We start from the raw sequence: 14,237 nt of genomic DNA, 5'->3' as shown, positions 1-14,237 counted from the left end.
TGCGAAGCGCTTCCTGGAGTGCCTTCGATCGCCACCGACAGACCGAACTTGTTGTGATATCGGAAGCCCAGTATGGCGCGTCTAAGCCCGCCAGCTGCTTCCCGAAGGCTTAGAGCAGCCTTCAGGCAAGGACGCCGTCGAGCCTATGCAGCCCTGCGCAACCCGGCAGCTCCTTCTTTTGTCCGGCGACCGCCTCGCCGCTACGAGCCGTCTCACGGGGCCCTCGCCGGCGATGCCAACCGCCTGTGTCGCAGGTATTCTCCGCTATCGATAGGGCGCGTCGTGAAAACCGATCTCCAGCTGCTGGACCCGGCCGAAGATGCTGCTGAGCCGCGACCGCTCGGCGGGATTAAGCGGATCAGCAGCAAGGTCGAGCTCCGCCTTAAGCCAGCGCGCCTGGGCGGCAAAATCCTCGTGGGCGTGGAGGTCCACCCATTCCTTGAGCAATGGATCGTCGATCCGGCATTCGGCCGCCTGACGCGACCAGGTCCAATACATCCATTCAGCAGCAAACATGGCGGCGATCGTGTCGAGGAAGCCTCCGGATCTTGCGATCTCCAGCATGCCGTTGCGGAAGTCCGCCACCTCTGGCCGATCGACATCGAAGGCTGTGGGATCGATCCCGCGTGCGGCGAAGGTCTTCTCGAAATAGGCAATCTGCTGATTGGCGAGCGCGTCCAGCACACCGATCAGCCATCGCTTCTGCGCAATGGTCTCTGCCTTGGCCGTTGCATAGGCGAAGATGCAGATGGCCGTTTCGACAAAGGCACCCTCGTAAACGAGGTACCTGTCGAAGACTTCCTTCGACAGGCGGCCCGCCTTGATGTCCTCGACAAAGCGATGACTGACCATAGCCTCGAAGATGGACCGGTTTTCCCGGATGAGCTGATCCGACATGCTCTCCAGCATGCCGTTCATCCTTTCAAAGCCGGTCCGGCGGCTGCAACGAAGGCCTTGACGCGCTCGATGTCGACCGGGTTCCACCACACGCCTCCGTGCTTCAGCGAGGAGGCGACGATGACGCCGTTGGTGCGCTTCAAGATTTTGACGATATTCTCCTTGCTGACGCCGGAACCGACCAGCAAGGGCAGATGTGTCGCTGCGCCGATTTCCTCAATCTCCTCGATGCTCGCCGTGTTGCCTGTGCGCTGTCCCGTGGCGATCACGGCATCGGCGTCGAAGAAAGCAAGGTCGCGGGTCAGTTCCTCGATCGTGCGGTCGGCGGTGATGGCGTGTGCGCCATGCTTGACATGGCTGTCGGCGAAAACCCTAATGTGCTCGGCTCTCAGCATCGACCGGTAGCGCATCGCCTGCGCCGCGCGGCCTTCCATGAAGCCCTCATTCGCGACATAGGCGTTGGCCCACTGGTTGACCCGGATGAACTTTGCGCCGCCGGCCATGGCGATGGCGAATGATGGGATCGGCGCATTCGCAAGGACGTTGATCCCGAGGGGGACATCAACGGCCCGTGCGATGCGATCGGTGACGACCGACATGAAAGCCGCGGTCTCCGGGCCGATATCCTCCGGCTTCGAGAACGGGATGTCGCCGTGATTTTCGATAATCAGCCCGTGCATACCGCCCTCCATCAGGGCCTCGGCGTCGCGCAGGCAAGTGTCATAGATTGCGTTCATCTCTTTGCCGCGGTAACGCGGTGCGCCGGGAAAGGCGGGGCAATGGATCATGCCGATCAGCGCCTTGTCAGTCCCGAATATTTCCCGTATGGCGCTTGAGGTCTTGTCGGATATTTCCTGCATCTGTTTCCCTTTCGAAAGCCAGTCATGCGTGCTTATGTCATCGGCAACGTAACAGTGGACGAAACCATTTCCGTATCGGCCATGCCCGAGGCAGGCGCCTCAATTCTCGGTCACGAGGAAACCCGTGACCTTGGCGGCAAAGGCGCGAACCAGGCCGTGGTGATGGGCCGTGCCGGTCTTACCTCCATCCTTGTTGCAGCCGTCGGCGATGATTTTCGCGCTGAAATCATTCGCAGCCAGTTGGCCGAAGAACCGGTCGACGCGCGACTGGTCCGGCTCTCCGGAAAGGCGAGCGATTTCTCTATCATCTTCACCACCCCCGATGGCGAAAATGCCATCGTCACGACCACGGATTCTGCCGGTTCGCTGACCCTTTCGGAAGCAATTCGGCCGCTTGCCGAAAGTACCGCTGGCGATCTCGTTGTCCTGCAGGGCAACCTTTCCGATGACGTTACCCGCGGCATCCTTGAAGAAGCCAGGCGCCGACAGCTGGTGACCGCCTTCAATCCCTCGCCCCTTCGTCGCTTCTTCGCCGATCTCTGGCCGCTCATCGACATCGCCTTTCTGAACAAAGGCGAAGCCGAGAGCTTGACTGGAAGCGGCGGCCAAGCTGCCGCGTCGACCCTGATCTCTGCGGGGGTCAAACATGCTGTCCTGACACTCGGCGGCGAAGGCGCAATGCTCGCAAGCCGGGCAGGCACCCTTAAGATCCCGGCGGCCGCCGTCACCGCCATCGATACGACGGGCGCCGGCGACACCTTCATGGGCACGGCACTCGCCTCTTGTGCCTTGCGCGGCGTGCCGCTTGACGCCCGCGCCATACGCCACGCGACCACTGCTGCTGCCTTAACTGTCAGCCGGCGAGGCACCCGATCTGCGTTTCCCACCAAGGCCGAACTCCATGCCATCCTCGCCGCCTGAGCTTCAGCGCGCCTCGGTCATCCAGGCAAGGAGATTGGTCCACAAGCGTCCATACCCTTCCCACTCGCAAAAAGCCGGCGACAGCCAGTGAGGACCGATATCGGAGGTCCAGGCGGCCGTGCGGCCCTTGCCATGCGAACCCAGCACCAGCAACGGATGGCTCCCCTGATCCTCCGGCAGGCGGGCAAGCACCTCGATATCGGCACGGTCGCGCAGTTCCACTTCGTTGACGCCGAGAAGCAGCGGCCATTCGCCGTCAAGCCCGGCCATGACCGGATGTTCCGGCTTCACGACGACGGCCGTCGATCCTTCCGGCATTTCAACGCGGTCGTCATAGGGAAGGCAGGTGACGGGCAAGACGTCTTCGACCGGCGTGCGGCGCCAGCGCGCCTTGCCGTCGATCCCCTGAAACGAGAAGTAGCCGCCGACCATCAACAGCGCGCCGCCCTTCTCGACCCAGGCCTTGATGAGCTTCAGCCGATTCGGCACCGTCTTCGACTGGAGCCACACCGCCGGCGGCAGGAGCAGCGAGTTCGCGCCGATGTCTGACAGGATGACCGCGTCATAGGCGTCAAGCCCGGCCATGCCGAAGGGAAATTTTTCCACCGCCTCGTGCGCCGGCATGTAGGTCAGTTCGAATTCGCTACCCTGAAGCGCCTTGACCAGCGGCTCGGCGCCCAAATGGAAAGTGACGCTGCCGAACTGGTCGAAGCCCTTGTAGTGGGTGGCCGAACTGACCCAGCTTTCACCGACGAGGAGTACTTTCTTTGTCATTGTCCTTACCGTTTCTCTGATGAAATCCAGCCGTCAGGCAGCAGCCTGGAAGACCGACCGTGGATTGTCGCGCATCATTTGGCCGATGATCTGGTCATTGAGACCGTGGCGTTTGAGGCGCGGGAGGAAATGCCTGAGGACGTAGGCATAGCCGTTGCCGCCGTATTTCGTCAGCATCATCTTCAGGAAAACGTCGTGCGACAGCAGGATACGGCCAGCGTGTCCCATCTCGACGAGCTTGACGATGGCGCGTGCAGCCTCCTCGTCGCTCGGGCACTGCACCTGCTGGTCGGCATAGAAGAAATCCATGCCGATCATGTCGTATTCGAGGAACGCGCCGCGCGAAGCGATCTCGCCCTGATAGTTGAGATCCTCATGCGAGGGATTCATGTGGCAGAGAACGGTGTGTCGGAGATCGCCACCCTCCTTGGCCACGATGTCGAGCACCTTGTGGCCGAGCCGGAACCAGCCGGGCAAATGGACCATCAGCGGCAGACCTGTGCGGCGGTGTGCTTGGGTTGCGCCGCGCAGCGACTTTTCCTCCTGCGCGGTGAAGTCGGAAGAGACACCAATCTCGCCGATCAGACCGATCTTCACATCCGTGCCTTGAGCCCCCTCAAGAGCCTCGCAGACGATCTCATCGGCAATCTCTGCGACACTCATGCCAGCAACCTTGGCCGGATGCGACGAGGCGAGGTAATAGCCCGCACCCATCACGATATTGAGTCCCGCTGCCTTGGCAATGCGCCTGAGCGCCAGCGGGTTGCGGCCGATGCCCTGGCACGTCGGCTCGACGACCGTCATGCCGCCTTCCCTCGCGAAATCCTTAAGTTCGGCGATCGCCAGCGGCTCGTCGTCCAACGCTATGTTGTGCTTGTTGACGAACGGGTCCTGGCGGAGCTCACCGAGAATCTCCATGCAAACGAAACCTTCGGCAAGATATTGCCGCTCCGGCGTCTTTGGTGGATGCCACCAGCAACGGCAGTCGTTGAGGACATGCTCGTGCATCAGCGTGACGCCGAGCGTATCAGCTGGAACCGGCCCGGCAACGGTCATCACCTTGCCGGATCGGATATGGCCTTCGGAGAGTTCACCTGCCATCACTCAGCCCTTCTTCTTGCTGCCGAAACGGAAACTGGTGGTGAAGATGCGGGTATTGAGCCAGATCGCCAGGAGGATGATTACACCGGTCACGATCTGGGTGAAGAACGGCGAGATGTGCATCAGGATGAGCCCATTGCCGATCACCGCGATCGTCAGCGTTCCGAGCACCGTGCCGAGGATCGTGCCGCGGCCACCCATCAGCGACGTGCCGCCGAGCACCACGGCCGCAACGACCTGCAGTTCGAAACCGACGGCTGCGTTTGACGAACCGGAACCAAGACGCGCCGCAATCAACAGCCCGGCCAGCGCCGAGGCCACGCCGGAAACGAGATAGACCGAGGCAATGATCCACTGCGCCGGCATGCCGACGCGGCGTGCTGCTTCCATGTTGGAGCCGACGGCCACGACCTGCCGTCCATATTTGGTCGAGGAGATCACCACATAGCCGATGGCGGCAACGAGAACGGCGATCAGCGCCGGGACCGGCAATCCGATAAACTGGCCGCGTCCCAGCCAGAAGAAACCCGGCACGTCCTTGATCGGGATCGAATAGCCCTGCGTCAGATAAAGCGCCAGGCCGCGCAGGATCGAAAGTCCCGCCAGCGTGACGATGAAGGCCGGGATTCCCTGATAGGCAACGAACCATCCCTGCGCTATGCCCATCAGCGCCCCGAAGGCCAGCATCCCCGCGACAACGATCGGCCAGGGGTAACCCATGGCGAGAATGATCGCCGCCACGGCGTTGACGAGCGCCACCTGCGACCCGACCGACAGATCGATACCGCCGGTGACGATGACCAGGGTCATCGCGACGGCGACAATAAGAATCGGCGCCGCCTGCCGTATGACATTCAGAAGATTTCCAACGGTCATGAACGTATCGGTCGTGACTGCAAAGAAGGCCACACAGGCGAGGAAGAAAAAGGCGATCGACAGGACCTGGGCATGCTCGGCAAAGAAGTCGGCAAGCGGCGAGCCCTTGGCGCGTTCGGTATAGACTGTCACTGCCTTTCTCCTCCGACGATGAGCTTCACGAGATCCTCCAGATCGGTCTTGCCGATCTCGCGCTCGGCGACTTTGGTGCCTTCGTACATGACGGCAATCCGGTCGCAGACCCGGAAGAGGTCCTGCAGGCGATGAGTGATGAGAACGACGGAAACGCCCTTTGCCTTGACGCGGTTGATCAGCGAGAGAACGGCTTCCACCTCGGCAACGGCAAGTGCCGATGTCGGCTCGTCCATGATCAGAACCTTGGGACTGAAGGAGGCGGCCCGCGCAATTGCAATGGCCTGGCGCTGGCCACCGGAAAGCTTTTCGACCTTTGCAGTCAGCCGTGGGATGCGAATTTCCAGCGCATCGAGCATTTTGCGCGCCTCGGCAAGCATGGTCGCACGATCGAGGAAAGGTCCCTTGGTGATTTCGCGGCCGAGAAAGAGATTGCCGACCACATCGATATGATCGCAGAGGCTCAGGTCCTGGAAGACCATCTCTATATTGCGCGAGCGGGCCTCGGCGGGACCGGAAAAACGCACCTCCTCTCCATCGATCAAGATCGTTCCACCGTCGGGTATATAGGTGCCGGAGATAATTTTAGTAAGCGTTGACTTACCTGCCGCATTGTCGCCTACAAGGCCGAGGCACTCCCCGGGGTAGAGGTCAAGGTCGACGCCGCGCAGCGCCTGGTGCGAGCCGAAGGTCTTGCGGATATCGCGAAGCGATATGCGCGGCCGTTTTGCCGCCCCGGATTGCCGGGAGAGCATGGCTCCCCCGGTTCCGGAGACAGCGCTTGGGTGCTGTCCGTGGCTGATCATTTAAAAACGGCCCTGTATGGTTCCACGTTCTCCTTGGTGACGATGGTCACGGGAACCGCGATGTTCTTATCGACCGAACCGCCATCCGAGAGCTTCTTCAGCGCGTCGACGGCCGCAGCACCCATGGCGGCCGGATCCTGCTGTATCACGGCAGCAACGTAACCGGCGTCGATGCCGGCGATCGCCTGGGCAGTGAGGTCCCAACCGAACACCTTGATGGCATCCTGCTTGCCCTGGCTTTCGACAGCGGCGATGGCTCCCATCAGCGCCGGTTCCCCGGTCGCATAGACGGCGGTCATATCCGGATTGCCGGTGATCAGGTTCTCGGCGGCGGCAAGCGCATTGTCCTGAATGTTCTGACCATCGACGACGCCGGCCTTCTCGATGCCGGAGACACCTTCGAGCGTCTTTTCAAAGCCCTCCTGGCGGACGTTCTGGATGAACGAGTTCAGCGCACCGACGACACCGACCTTTGCCTTGCCGTCCATGTTCGCCTTGACATAGTCGAGGAAGAATTTGCCCATATCAGCGCCGGCCTTGGCGTTGTCGACGCCGATCTGCGCCTTCTGGGGGCCTTCAGGGAGGATTGCATCGATCGCGACCACGGGGATACCGGCGTCTGCCGCCTGCTTGACGGCCGGCATGATGCCGTTGACATCGATGGCAACGACGGCAAGACCGGCGACTTTCTGCTGGATATAGGTCTCGATCGCGCTGTTTTGGGCAGCCGGATCGTTGTTGGCATTGAAGATCACGAGTTTTACGCCTGCTGCATCGGCCGCCTTCTGGGCACCCTCGTTCATCTGGTTGAAAAACAATGCCTGCTGGTTGATCTGCACCAGCGCAAAGGTCTTTTCCTGCGCACTTGCGCCCAAGCCTGCGAGCGAGGCGGTTGCCAATGCGGTGAAGCCGAGAGCGGCTGTAAATGTTCTGCGTTTGATAGTCCGGGTCATGTTCTCATCCTCTGGTTCTTTTTTTGTCCATTGCGGTTTTTGGATTCGCCGGCGGCGCAACGGAATTCCGCACGACGATTTCGACCGGCAGGAGCTCTTCCACAGTGGATGGGGTACGCTCCTGCCAGTTTGTCTCAAGAAGCAACGACAGCGCGCGCTGGCCGATCTGCCGAACGGGCTGGCGGATGGCCGTCAGCGGAGGCGCAAAAAGATGCAGCGGCCCGACGTCGTCGAAGCCAACGACCGACACTTCCTGCGGGATCGAAATGCCTTGGCTGCGCAAGACTTCAATGAGACCGATCGCGATTTCATCCGAACTCGCGAAGATCGCGCTGGCGGGCATGCCCTCGGCTATGAAGCGCTTGGCGGCGTCCCGCCCGAAGGCGACGGTGTATTCGCCCTTGTAGTTAAGCAGCACGGCATCGGCACCCCACAGTTCGTCCATCGCCCTTTCGAGCCCTTGGAAACGGCGCTGTGCGCTGATCATCCGTTCGGGCCCGCCGATGAAAAGCACGCGGCGATGCCCCATCTCCGCAAGGTGCATTCCCGCCAGATAGCCGCCCCTGTCGTTGTCGCAGAAGAGTTTCGGTGCCAGCGCATCCGGGACGTCTTCATCCACAACGACAACCTTGCCGGTGCGGTTGATGAGCGCCCCGAGTTGCCCGTCATCCGGATGATTGGTGACGAAGATCAATCCATCGACGTGGTTGCGCTCAATAAGCTGAAGATAGGCGACCTCGCGGCCAGAGCGGTTCAGCGTCGCGTAGAGCGAGACGGCAAGCCCGCGGCGATCGGCCTCCTCCTCCACCGCCGCCACAAGCGTTGCGAAGAACGGATTGGCAATGTCGGGCACCACGAGACCGATCGTATCCGAGCGCCCGCGGCTTAGGCGCCGGGCATGCGGATTGGGCTGATAGTTGAGATCACGGATCGCATCCTCGATCCTCTTCTTCGTCTCGTGTGGAAGCTCGAGCGAACCATTCAGCAGCCGCGAGACCGTCGTCACGGAAACGCCGGCAGCACCGGCGACATCCTTCAGACTGGTGACACGCTCATTCGCCATCGCCTTGTAAACCGCTTTAGTAAACCGATTTACCATATAGGTCACCGATCCCTTCATGAGTCAAGCGCAGCTTCACTACTGCAGCTGCGGCTTTCGAAGAAAGCTGTTGCGGTCGGCCGACTTGATACGCAGCCACGCCTCGCGGCCGTCGCGCAATATCCTCATGGGGATCTCCACGCCGGCGGGGCCGCTCCTCCATAGCTTGCGGTAAAAGTCGGCAAGACCGGCGACCTCCCCATCCCGTATCTCCGAGATGATATCTCCCTCACGCAGGCCCCCTTGAGCCGCCGGACCTCCTTCAGCCACGCTCATGACCACCACGTCGCCATTACTTTCGGCAGAGAAAGCCCCGAGCCAGGGACGCGGCGGCTTGTTCACTTGGCCGCGCGTGAGCAGATCATCAAGAATGGGTGGCAGCAGGTTGATCGGCACGACCATGTTGATGTCCGCGCTCTGTCCCCTTTGGCTCATTTGCAGGCGCAGCGAGCCAATGCCCAGAAGTTTGCCGTCGGAGCCGATGAGTGCCGCGCCTCCCCAGGAAGGGTGTGCAGGCGCGATGAATATCGCCTCTTCGAGCAGGTATTCCCAATAGCCGGCGAATTCCTGCTTGGCGACAATCGTAGCCTGCACGAACTGACCGATACCGTCAGCAAGCATGACCGGATCGCCGACCTTCGCTTCGGCAGCATCCCCAAGATCCAATGCGGGAACGCCAAGCGACCCAAGCGCCTGCACCAGACCGAAGCCGGTTTCCTGATCATAGGCAAGCGCATGCGCAGGAACGACATACCCGTCATTGCGCGTCAGCCAAACTTCCTCGGCCTCGGTGATCAGGTAGCCGATCGTGACCACCAGCCCATTTTCCCGGATCACCACGCCGCTTCCCTCCCTTTGGGTACCGAGCGTCATGGCCGTAAAGGCATCTTCCGGAATTGAAGAACGTACGGCCACAACGGACCGCAAAATTCTGTCGATGTTCATGCTTTCGTTCCTGATGAGCAAGATCTACGCGCACGAAAGCGTCACCGCTTTCATGGGGGCCTGGCATTCCTCTAAAATATGGCTCGTCACGGGGCAGCACAAGCCGGAAGAGCCGAATCTGCTTTCAGGCCGATGCAGCAGACCAAGAGTAACCGGATCAATTGAGCGCCCGTATAAAACTGTCCTTCGATGCGACGTCTAGCAGACAGCGGGCAAAGGATTGACGTTTCATACACCACAACAAGCACTTGCCGAGCTCCGTCCCTTGTCAGCAGAGCTGCATCATCGCAGATGAAGGAAGAGTATTGCTTGTACTGCGTCTGAGTATGCCTATGAAAATCGTCGAATTAGCCAGTTCTGTATCTCGTCCCGTTTATGCCATTGGCGATGTTCATGGGATGGCCAGCTTGCTTGAGGTTCTGTTAGCGACAATTGACGAAGATGCGCAGAGATGCGGCGCGGAGCCGCGGGTCGTATTCCTTGGCGATATCGTCGACAGAGGGCCGGACAGCCGGCGAGCGATGGAAATTGTGCATGCGACGCTTCAGCAACGTGAGGGATCGCAATTCATTCTCGGAAATCACGACTATCTGTTTCGCGAGGCTTTGACTAACCATCTCGGCGATCCGGCGCTTGATCATTGGCTGTCAGGCCTGGGCGGAAAGTCGACCCTTCGGTCTTACAGTCACCGCATGCCGGGCTGGGCAGGAGAGCTGCCGGACCTGCTGCTTCCCCGATATGCGCATCATCTGGCACTGCTCAATCGAGCCGCAGACATGGTCATCGTGAATGGCTACTGCCTCGTCCATGCCGGGATCGACCCGAAGAAGCCCCTTGCCGACCAGGACGAGCAGGATCTTCGCGAAATACGCGAACGCTTCCTCGATGTCTCAGACCCACTGGAAAAGGTCGTAGTGCATGGTCACACGATCACGAGATCAGAACTTCCGGAGATCCATTCGAACCGCATAGCGATCGATACGGGGGCCTATCGCACAGGACGCCTGTCAGCCGTCGTGATTGCTGGCAATAGCGAGCCGCGCTTTCTTTATGTCTCCCACTCCGACTAGCCCACCAACTCACGCTTAATTCCTCGCAGAAGGCGCGATTGATCTGCTCGAGCGGTTTCACAAAATAGGAAGGCGCAGTGCGTTCGTTGGCCTGAATGAATACCTCTGCCTGCATTCCGGGAACGAGAACAAGAGATCCGGAGCGAGAGATATTTTGCCTGAAACTCCTGCTAAAATGCCTTCACAGCCTGGTACTCACCCGCTTCCCAGGCTCGCAGTTCACCGGCTTCGCAAGTGTAGTTCTCGTCGGTTTCGGCTATTGCGACGCCAATACCGTCAATATTCGGATCGTCGAATGTGACATAGATGTCTGATTTGCGGATTTTTCGCTCCTCAAAGTCCTTCAGTATGTAAGCGAAACATTGAACATTCCGCCCGGTGTTGCCGCTCCGAATGTGGGCCTCAGTCTTGCGATCAATCTCCGACAGCTGAAGCGTATCTGCCCGGGCGACTTCTGATACAGGCAGCGCCAGAATGACGATCGTTGTCAAAGGCAATTTCATCATCGCAGAATCCGTGGTTTGTAGGCGATAACATGTCTTCCCGTTACGAGATGAGCGGACCGGTCGGTTGAGGTCGACCCGTCAAGCCGCAAAGCTCCCACCTTCGGCGCGCGCCCATCTGACCGCAGGCAGGTCTATTGGTGCCGACTTTCGGATTTCTCCATGGAGAGCCTGGCATCACTGTCCACTGGCACTGCGTGTCGACAGTCGTCGAACTCTCGCAAGGATCTAAGCAAGACCTCTATTCGCTCTGCCGGAAGTTCCGGATCCGGTCGAAAAGCACAGCAAGCACGATGGCGCCGCCAATGAAGGTCCCTTGCCAAAAAGCGTTGATGCCGAGCAGGCCGAGACTGTTGCGGATCACTTCGATCAAAGCTGCTCCGACCAACGCGCCGAGAGCGGTACCGACGCCGCCTGCCAGATTGGCGCCACCAATAACGGCGGCTGCGATGACCTGAAGTTCCATTCCGGCACCGATATTGGTGGTGACGGCGCCGAGCCAGCCGGTTTGAACAATGCCGGCAACCCCCGCCGACAGGGCGGAAATCATATAAACTGCCACCTTGATCCTGCGTACCGGAACCCCGGTCAACGTTGCGGCATGCTCATTGCCGCCGATGGCAAAAACATAACGTCCGAACCTCGTCCAGCGCAGCACGAAACCGGTCAGCAGCGCCAGAATGATCATGTAGAGCACCGGGTTGGCGATGCCGAGAAACCACGCGCCGCCACCGAGCGCCAGAAGCGTGTCGTGATCCGGCCCGAATTGGAAGACCACGGTATTGTTTGATGCGACCATCGCAAGACTGCGCGCAATCGACAGCATGCCGAGCGTCACGACGAAAGGCGGGAAGTCGAGATAGGCGATCAACACCCCGTTGAATGCCCCGATGACCAGGGCGGTGCCGATCGACGCGGCAATACCGACTTCGATGCTGTAGCCGGCATGCATGACCACCGCCAGGACCATGCTGCACAGGCAGAGCACCGATCCGACGGACAAATCGATGCCGCCGGTGATGATCACCAGCGTCATGCCGAGCGCAATGATCGCAACGAATGTGACGTTGCGGGTGATATTGTAGAGGTTCTTCGCCGTGGCGAAGGAGTCGGTTGCAGCAGACAGGAAAAGACAGGCGAGGATGACTGCGATCAGGACCCAGAAGGTTTGCCCGCCCACGATCGATGCAAGCCAGTTCCGCTGCTTCTGTGCAATTGTCTGGTCAAGAGTAACAGCCATCATCGACCTTCATTTCTTCCACTATCCAAGCAGCGCGATCACACCTGTTCGATCGCGCCGGTGATAAGACCTGTGACTTCTTCTGGCGAACTTGCCGTAATCGGCTTGTCGGCAACTTTTCTGCCTCGCCGCAACACGATGACGCGGTCGGCAACCGTAAAGACGTCCGGCATGCGATGGCTGATCAAAACAACGGCAATGCCGCGGTCACGCAGTTCGCGGATCAGATTGAGGACCTCCGCCACCTGGCGAACGGAAATTGCCGCAGTCGGCTCGTCCATCAGCACGATCTTTGCCTCCGACAGCATGGTGCGCGCAATCGCCACCGCCTGCCGTTGGCCGCCTGACATCTGCCTTACGAGGTCTCGGGGCCGCGTCTCCGACTTCAGCTCCCTGAAAATCTCGCCGGCACGCCGATACATGGTCTTGTAGTCCAGGACTTTCAGCGGGCCGATGCCGCGCCGCAACTCGCGTCCGAGGAACACGTTCGCCGCTGCCGTCAGATTATTGCACAGTGCAAGATCCTGGTGAACGATCTCGATGCCGTGCTGGCGCGCCTCCACCGGCCGGTGCATGACGATTTCCGCGCCGTCGAGGCGCATGGTGCCCTCGCTCGGCCGGAAGTTGCCGGCAATCATCTTGACCAGTGTCGACTTTCCGGCGCCGTTATCGCCCATGAGACCGACGACCTGTCCCGCCTCCAGCGAAAGCGAAACGTCGTTGACTGCCTGGATGGCGCCAAAATGTTTGGAGATGTTGGTGAGTTCGAGAACCGCCACCAGCCTGCTACCCTCCCAAAACCTCTCAGGCTTCCTCATTGCCCTTAGATGTCGTCCAAGGGATGGATGCCGCAATCTCGCCTTGCCGATGTCCTCCCAGAAAGGCGATTCCATCGCATTTACGCAAAACCTTGCGAAAGCGTCAATCAATTGTCCGGCGAATCAAGCAGACATCACAAAAATCTGTTTTGTATGACAAATACCCGTTGACGTGCGAAGCGGGCGGATATTAGCTGTTACTGGGAGAGAGAGCATGCTGATCCTTGTTACCGGTGCGACGGGCAAGGTCGGGCGGCGCTTCATTGCTGGGCTGCTTGACGATCCGAGATTTTCGAAAGCACGCATCCGCGCGCTTTGCCATCATCGTTTGCTTCCTGAGACCAGCCGTGTCGAAGTCACAAAGGGCTCGATCGCCGACCAGTATGTCGCGGCAGCCGCAATGAAAGACGTGACCCACGTTCTGCATCTTGCCACTTGCAAGGAAACGCCTGCCGCCGTCATGGACGTAACCGTCAAGGGTCTTTTCTGGTTACTCGAAGCCTTCCGGATGAGCGCTACTGCACAGCAGTTCATCCTCATCGGCGGTGATGCCGGTATCGGCCATTTCTACTATCGTCACGACGGACCGATCACCGAGGACACGCCGCATTGCGCTTATCCTGGAAGTTACGCGCTTTCCAAGGTTCTCGAGGAGGTGATGCTTGACCAGTTCGCCATCCAGTACGGCATCAACAGCTGCTGCCTTCGCGCACCGTGGATCATGGAAAAGGATGATTTCAAATATACGCTGTCCTTCGGCGATGATGTTTTCGGCGGCCCCGACTGGAAGGCGCTCGTGCCGCAAGACGATGCGAGACGTTATGTGGAAGCCGGCACAGTGCCGCTGCTGCGCGACGCCGACGGACGTCCGCTAAAGCGTAATTTCGTGCATGTTGACGATCTAGTATCGGCCATTCTGGCAGCGATCGACAATCCCCGCGCAAAGCGCCAGCTCTTCAATATCTGCATGGACCGGCCGGTCGACTATGGCGAAGTCGCAGCCTATCTGGCGCACACGCGAAACCTTGAGGCTGTCGACATCCCAAGCCAATACCACTCGAATTGGATGGACAACAGCAAGGCCAAATACCTGCTGGATTGGCAGCCCAGCTACGATCTGGAAAGGCTTATCGACTCGGCCTGGCAATACGAGCGTTCTCAGGATGACCCTCGCATTGTCTGGTACCCGGGTTGATTTCGTATGGCGGTCGCGTCGCGCCCGTCTGTTTCAAGGGAGGAAAC

15 protein-coding genes are annotated in these 14,237 nt (G+C 59.7%); 3 read left to right on the top strand and 12 right to left on the bottom strand.

Translation table 11 applies throughout. The features are described from left to right. Positions 1 to 264: 264 nt before the first annotated feature. Both A3C3_RS0118845 and A3C3_RS0118840 read right to left on the bottom strand, forming a co-directional pair. Positions 265 to 909 carry a TenA family protein gene (locus tag A3C3_RS0118845; RefSeq protein ID WP_028739787.1) on the bottom strand — a complete coding sequence of 215 codons (645 nt, stop codon included), beginning with the start codon at positions 907 to 909 and terminating at the stop codon, positions 265 to 267. A 5-nt stretch (positions 910 to 914) separates the two neighbouring features. Then, a complete protein-coding gene (locus tag A3C3_RS0118840; RefSeq protein ID WP_022716135.1) occupies positions 915 to 1,757 on the bottom strand; it encodes a BtpA/SgcQ family protein in 843 nt (280 codons plus the stop codon). A gap of 24 nt (positions 1,758 to 1,781) precedes the next feature. Here A3C3_RS0118840 and A3C3_RS0118835 point away from each other — a divergent pair, with 24 nt between their 5' ends. Further along, positions 1,782 to 2,678, top strand: coding sequence for a ribokinase (locus A3C3_RS0118835; RefSeq protein ID WP_022716134.1), 897 nt, complete (start codon positions 1,782 to 1,784; stop codon positions 2,676 to 2,678). A gap of 3 nt (positions 2,679 to 2,681) precedes the next feature. On the opposite strand, the gene A3C3_RS0118830 is transcribed toward A3C3_RS0118835, so the two are convergent. The 7 genes from A3C3_RS0118830 to A3C3_RS0118800 all read right to left on the bottom strand — a co-directional run bounded on the left by A3C3_RS0118830 (position 2,682) and on the right by A3C3_RS0118800 (position 9,364). Continuing rightward, positions 2,682 to 3,452, bottom strand: a complete 771-nt coding sequence (locus tag A3C3_RS0118830; protein WP_022716133.1) for a glutamine amidotransferase — start codon at positions 3,450 to 3,452, stop codon at positions 2,682 to 2,684. Between the two features lie 33 nt (positions 3,453 to 3,485). After that, positions 3,486 to 4,553 carry a phosphotriesterase family protein gene (locus A3C3_RS0118825; protein WP_022716132.1) on the bottom strand — a complete coding sequence of 356 codons (1,068 nt, stop codon included), beginning with the start codon at positions 4,551 to 4,553 and terminating at the stop codon, positions 3,486 to 3,488. 3 nt (positions 4,554 to 4,556) lie between these two features. Then, complete coding sequence (locus A3C3_RS0118820; protein WP_022716131.1) at positions 4,557 to 5,561, bottom strand: ABC transporter permease; 1,005 nt, start codon at positions 5,559 to 5,561, stop codon at positions 4,557 to 4,559. Further along, complete coding sequence (locus A3C3_RS0118815) at positions 5,558 to 6,367, bottom strand: ATP-binding cassette domain-containing protein (protein ID WP_022716130.1); 810 nt, start codon at positions 6,365 to 6,367, stop codon at positions 5,558 to 5,560. Before A3C3_RS0118815 ends, A3C3_RS0118820 begins: the two co-directional genes overlap by 4 nt. Next, positions 6,364 to 7,320, bottom strand: a complete 957-nt coding sequence (locus A3C3_RS0118810) for a substrate-binding domain-containing protein (RefSeq protein ID WP_022716129.1) — start codon at positions 7,318 to 7,320, stop codon at positions 6,364 to 6,366. The genes A3C3_RS0118815 and A3C3_RS0118810 overlap by 4 nt, the downstream gene beginning before the upstream one ends. Before the next feature lie 4 nt (positions 7,321 to 7,324). Further along, complete coding sequence (locus A3C3_RS0118805; RefSeq protein WP_028739786.1) at positions 7,325 to 8,383, bottom strand: LacI family DNA-binding transcriptional regulator; 1,059 nt, start codon at positions 8,381 to 8,383, stop codon at positions 7,325 to 7,327. A gap of 75 nt (positions 8,384 to 8,458) precedes the next feature. After that, positions 8,459 to 9,364 carry a S1C family serine protease gene (locus tag A3C3_RS0118800; protein ID WP_028739785.1) on the bottom strand — a complete coding sequence of 302 codons (906 nt, stop codon included), beginning with the start codon at positions 9,362 to 9,364 and terminating at the stop codon, positions 8,459 to 8,461. A 326-nt stretch (positions 9,365 to 9,690) separates the two neighbouring features. Between A3C3_RS0118800 and A3C3_RS38735 the strand changes: the two genes are divergently transcribed. Next, positions 9,691 to 10,434 carry a metallophosphoesterase gene (locus A3C3_RS38735; protein WP_084796982.1) on the top strand — a complete coding sequence of 248 codons (744 nt, stop codon included), beginning with the start codon at positions 9,691 to 9,693 and terminating at the stop codon, positions 10,432 to 10,434. 170 nt (positions 10,435 to 10,604) lie between these two features. Here A3C3_RS38735 and A3C3_RS0118790 read toward each other — a convergent pair whose 3' ends face one another. From A3C3_RS0118790 to A3C3_RS0118780, 3 genes are all read right to left on the bottom strand, one after another. Beyond that, entirely contained in the window at positions 10,605 to 10,940 is a 336-nt protein-coding gene (locus A3C3_RS0118790; protein WP_022716125.1) for a hypothetical protein, read from the bottom strand. Between the two features lie 238 nt (positions 10,941 to 11,178). Beyond that, positions 11,179 to 12,177, bottom strand: coding sequence for an ABC transporter permease (locus tag A3C3_RS0118785; RefSeq protein ID WP_028739783.1), 999 nt, complete (start codon positions 12,175 to 12,177; stop codon positions 11,179 to 11,181). Between the two features lie 38 nt (positions 12,178 to 12,215). Beyond that, positions 12,216 to 12,956 carry an ATP-binding cassette domain-containing protein gene (locus A3C3_RS0118780; RefSeq protein ID WP_022716123.1) on the bottom strand — a complete coding sequence of 247 codons (741 nt, stop codon included), beginning with the start codon at positions 12,954 to 12,956 and terminating at the stop codon, positions 12,216 to 12,218. A gap of 253 nt (positions 12,957 to 13,209) precedes the next feature. Between A3C3_RS0118780 and A3C3_RS0118775 the strand changes: the two genes are divergently transcribed. Beyond that, complete coding sequence (locus A3C3_RS0118775) at positions 13,210 to 14,190, top strand: NAD-dependent epimerase/dehydratase family protein (RefSeq protein WP_028739781.1); 981 nt, start codon at positions 13,210 to 13,212, stop codon at positions 14,188 to 14,190. Positions 14,191 to 14,237: the final 47 nt, after the last annotated feature.

Source organism: Rhizobium mongolense USDA 1844 (assembly GCF_000419765.1).
Lineage (GTDB): Bacteria > Pseudomonadota > Alphaproteobacteria > Rhizobiales > Rhizobiaceae > Rhizobium > Rhizobium mongolense.
Note: the sequence above shows the minus strand (reverse complement) of the source record. Positions and strands in the feature narration are given on the sequence as shown.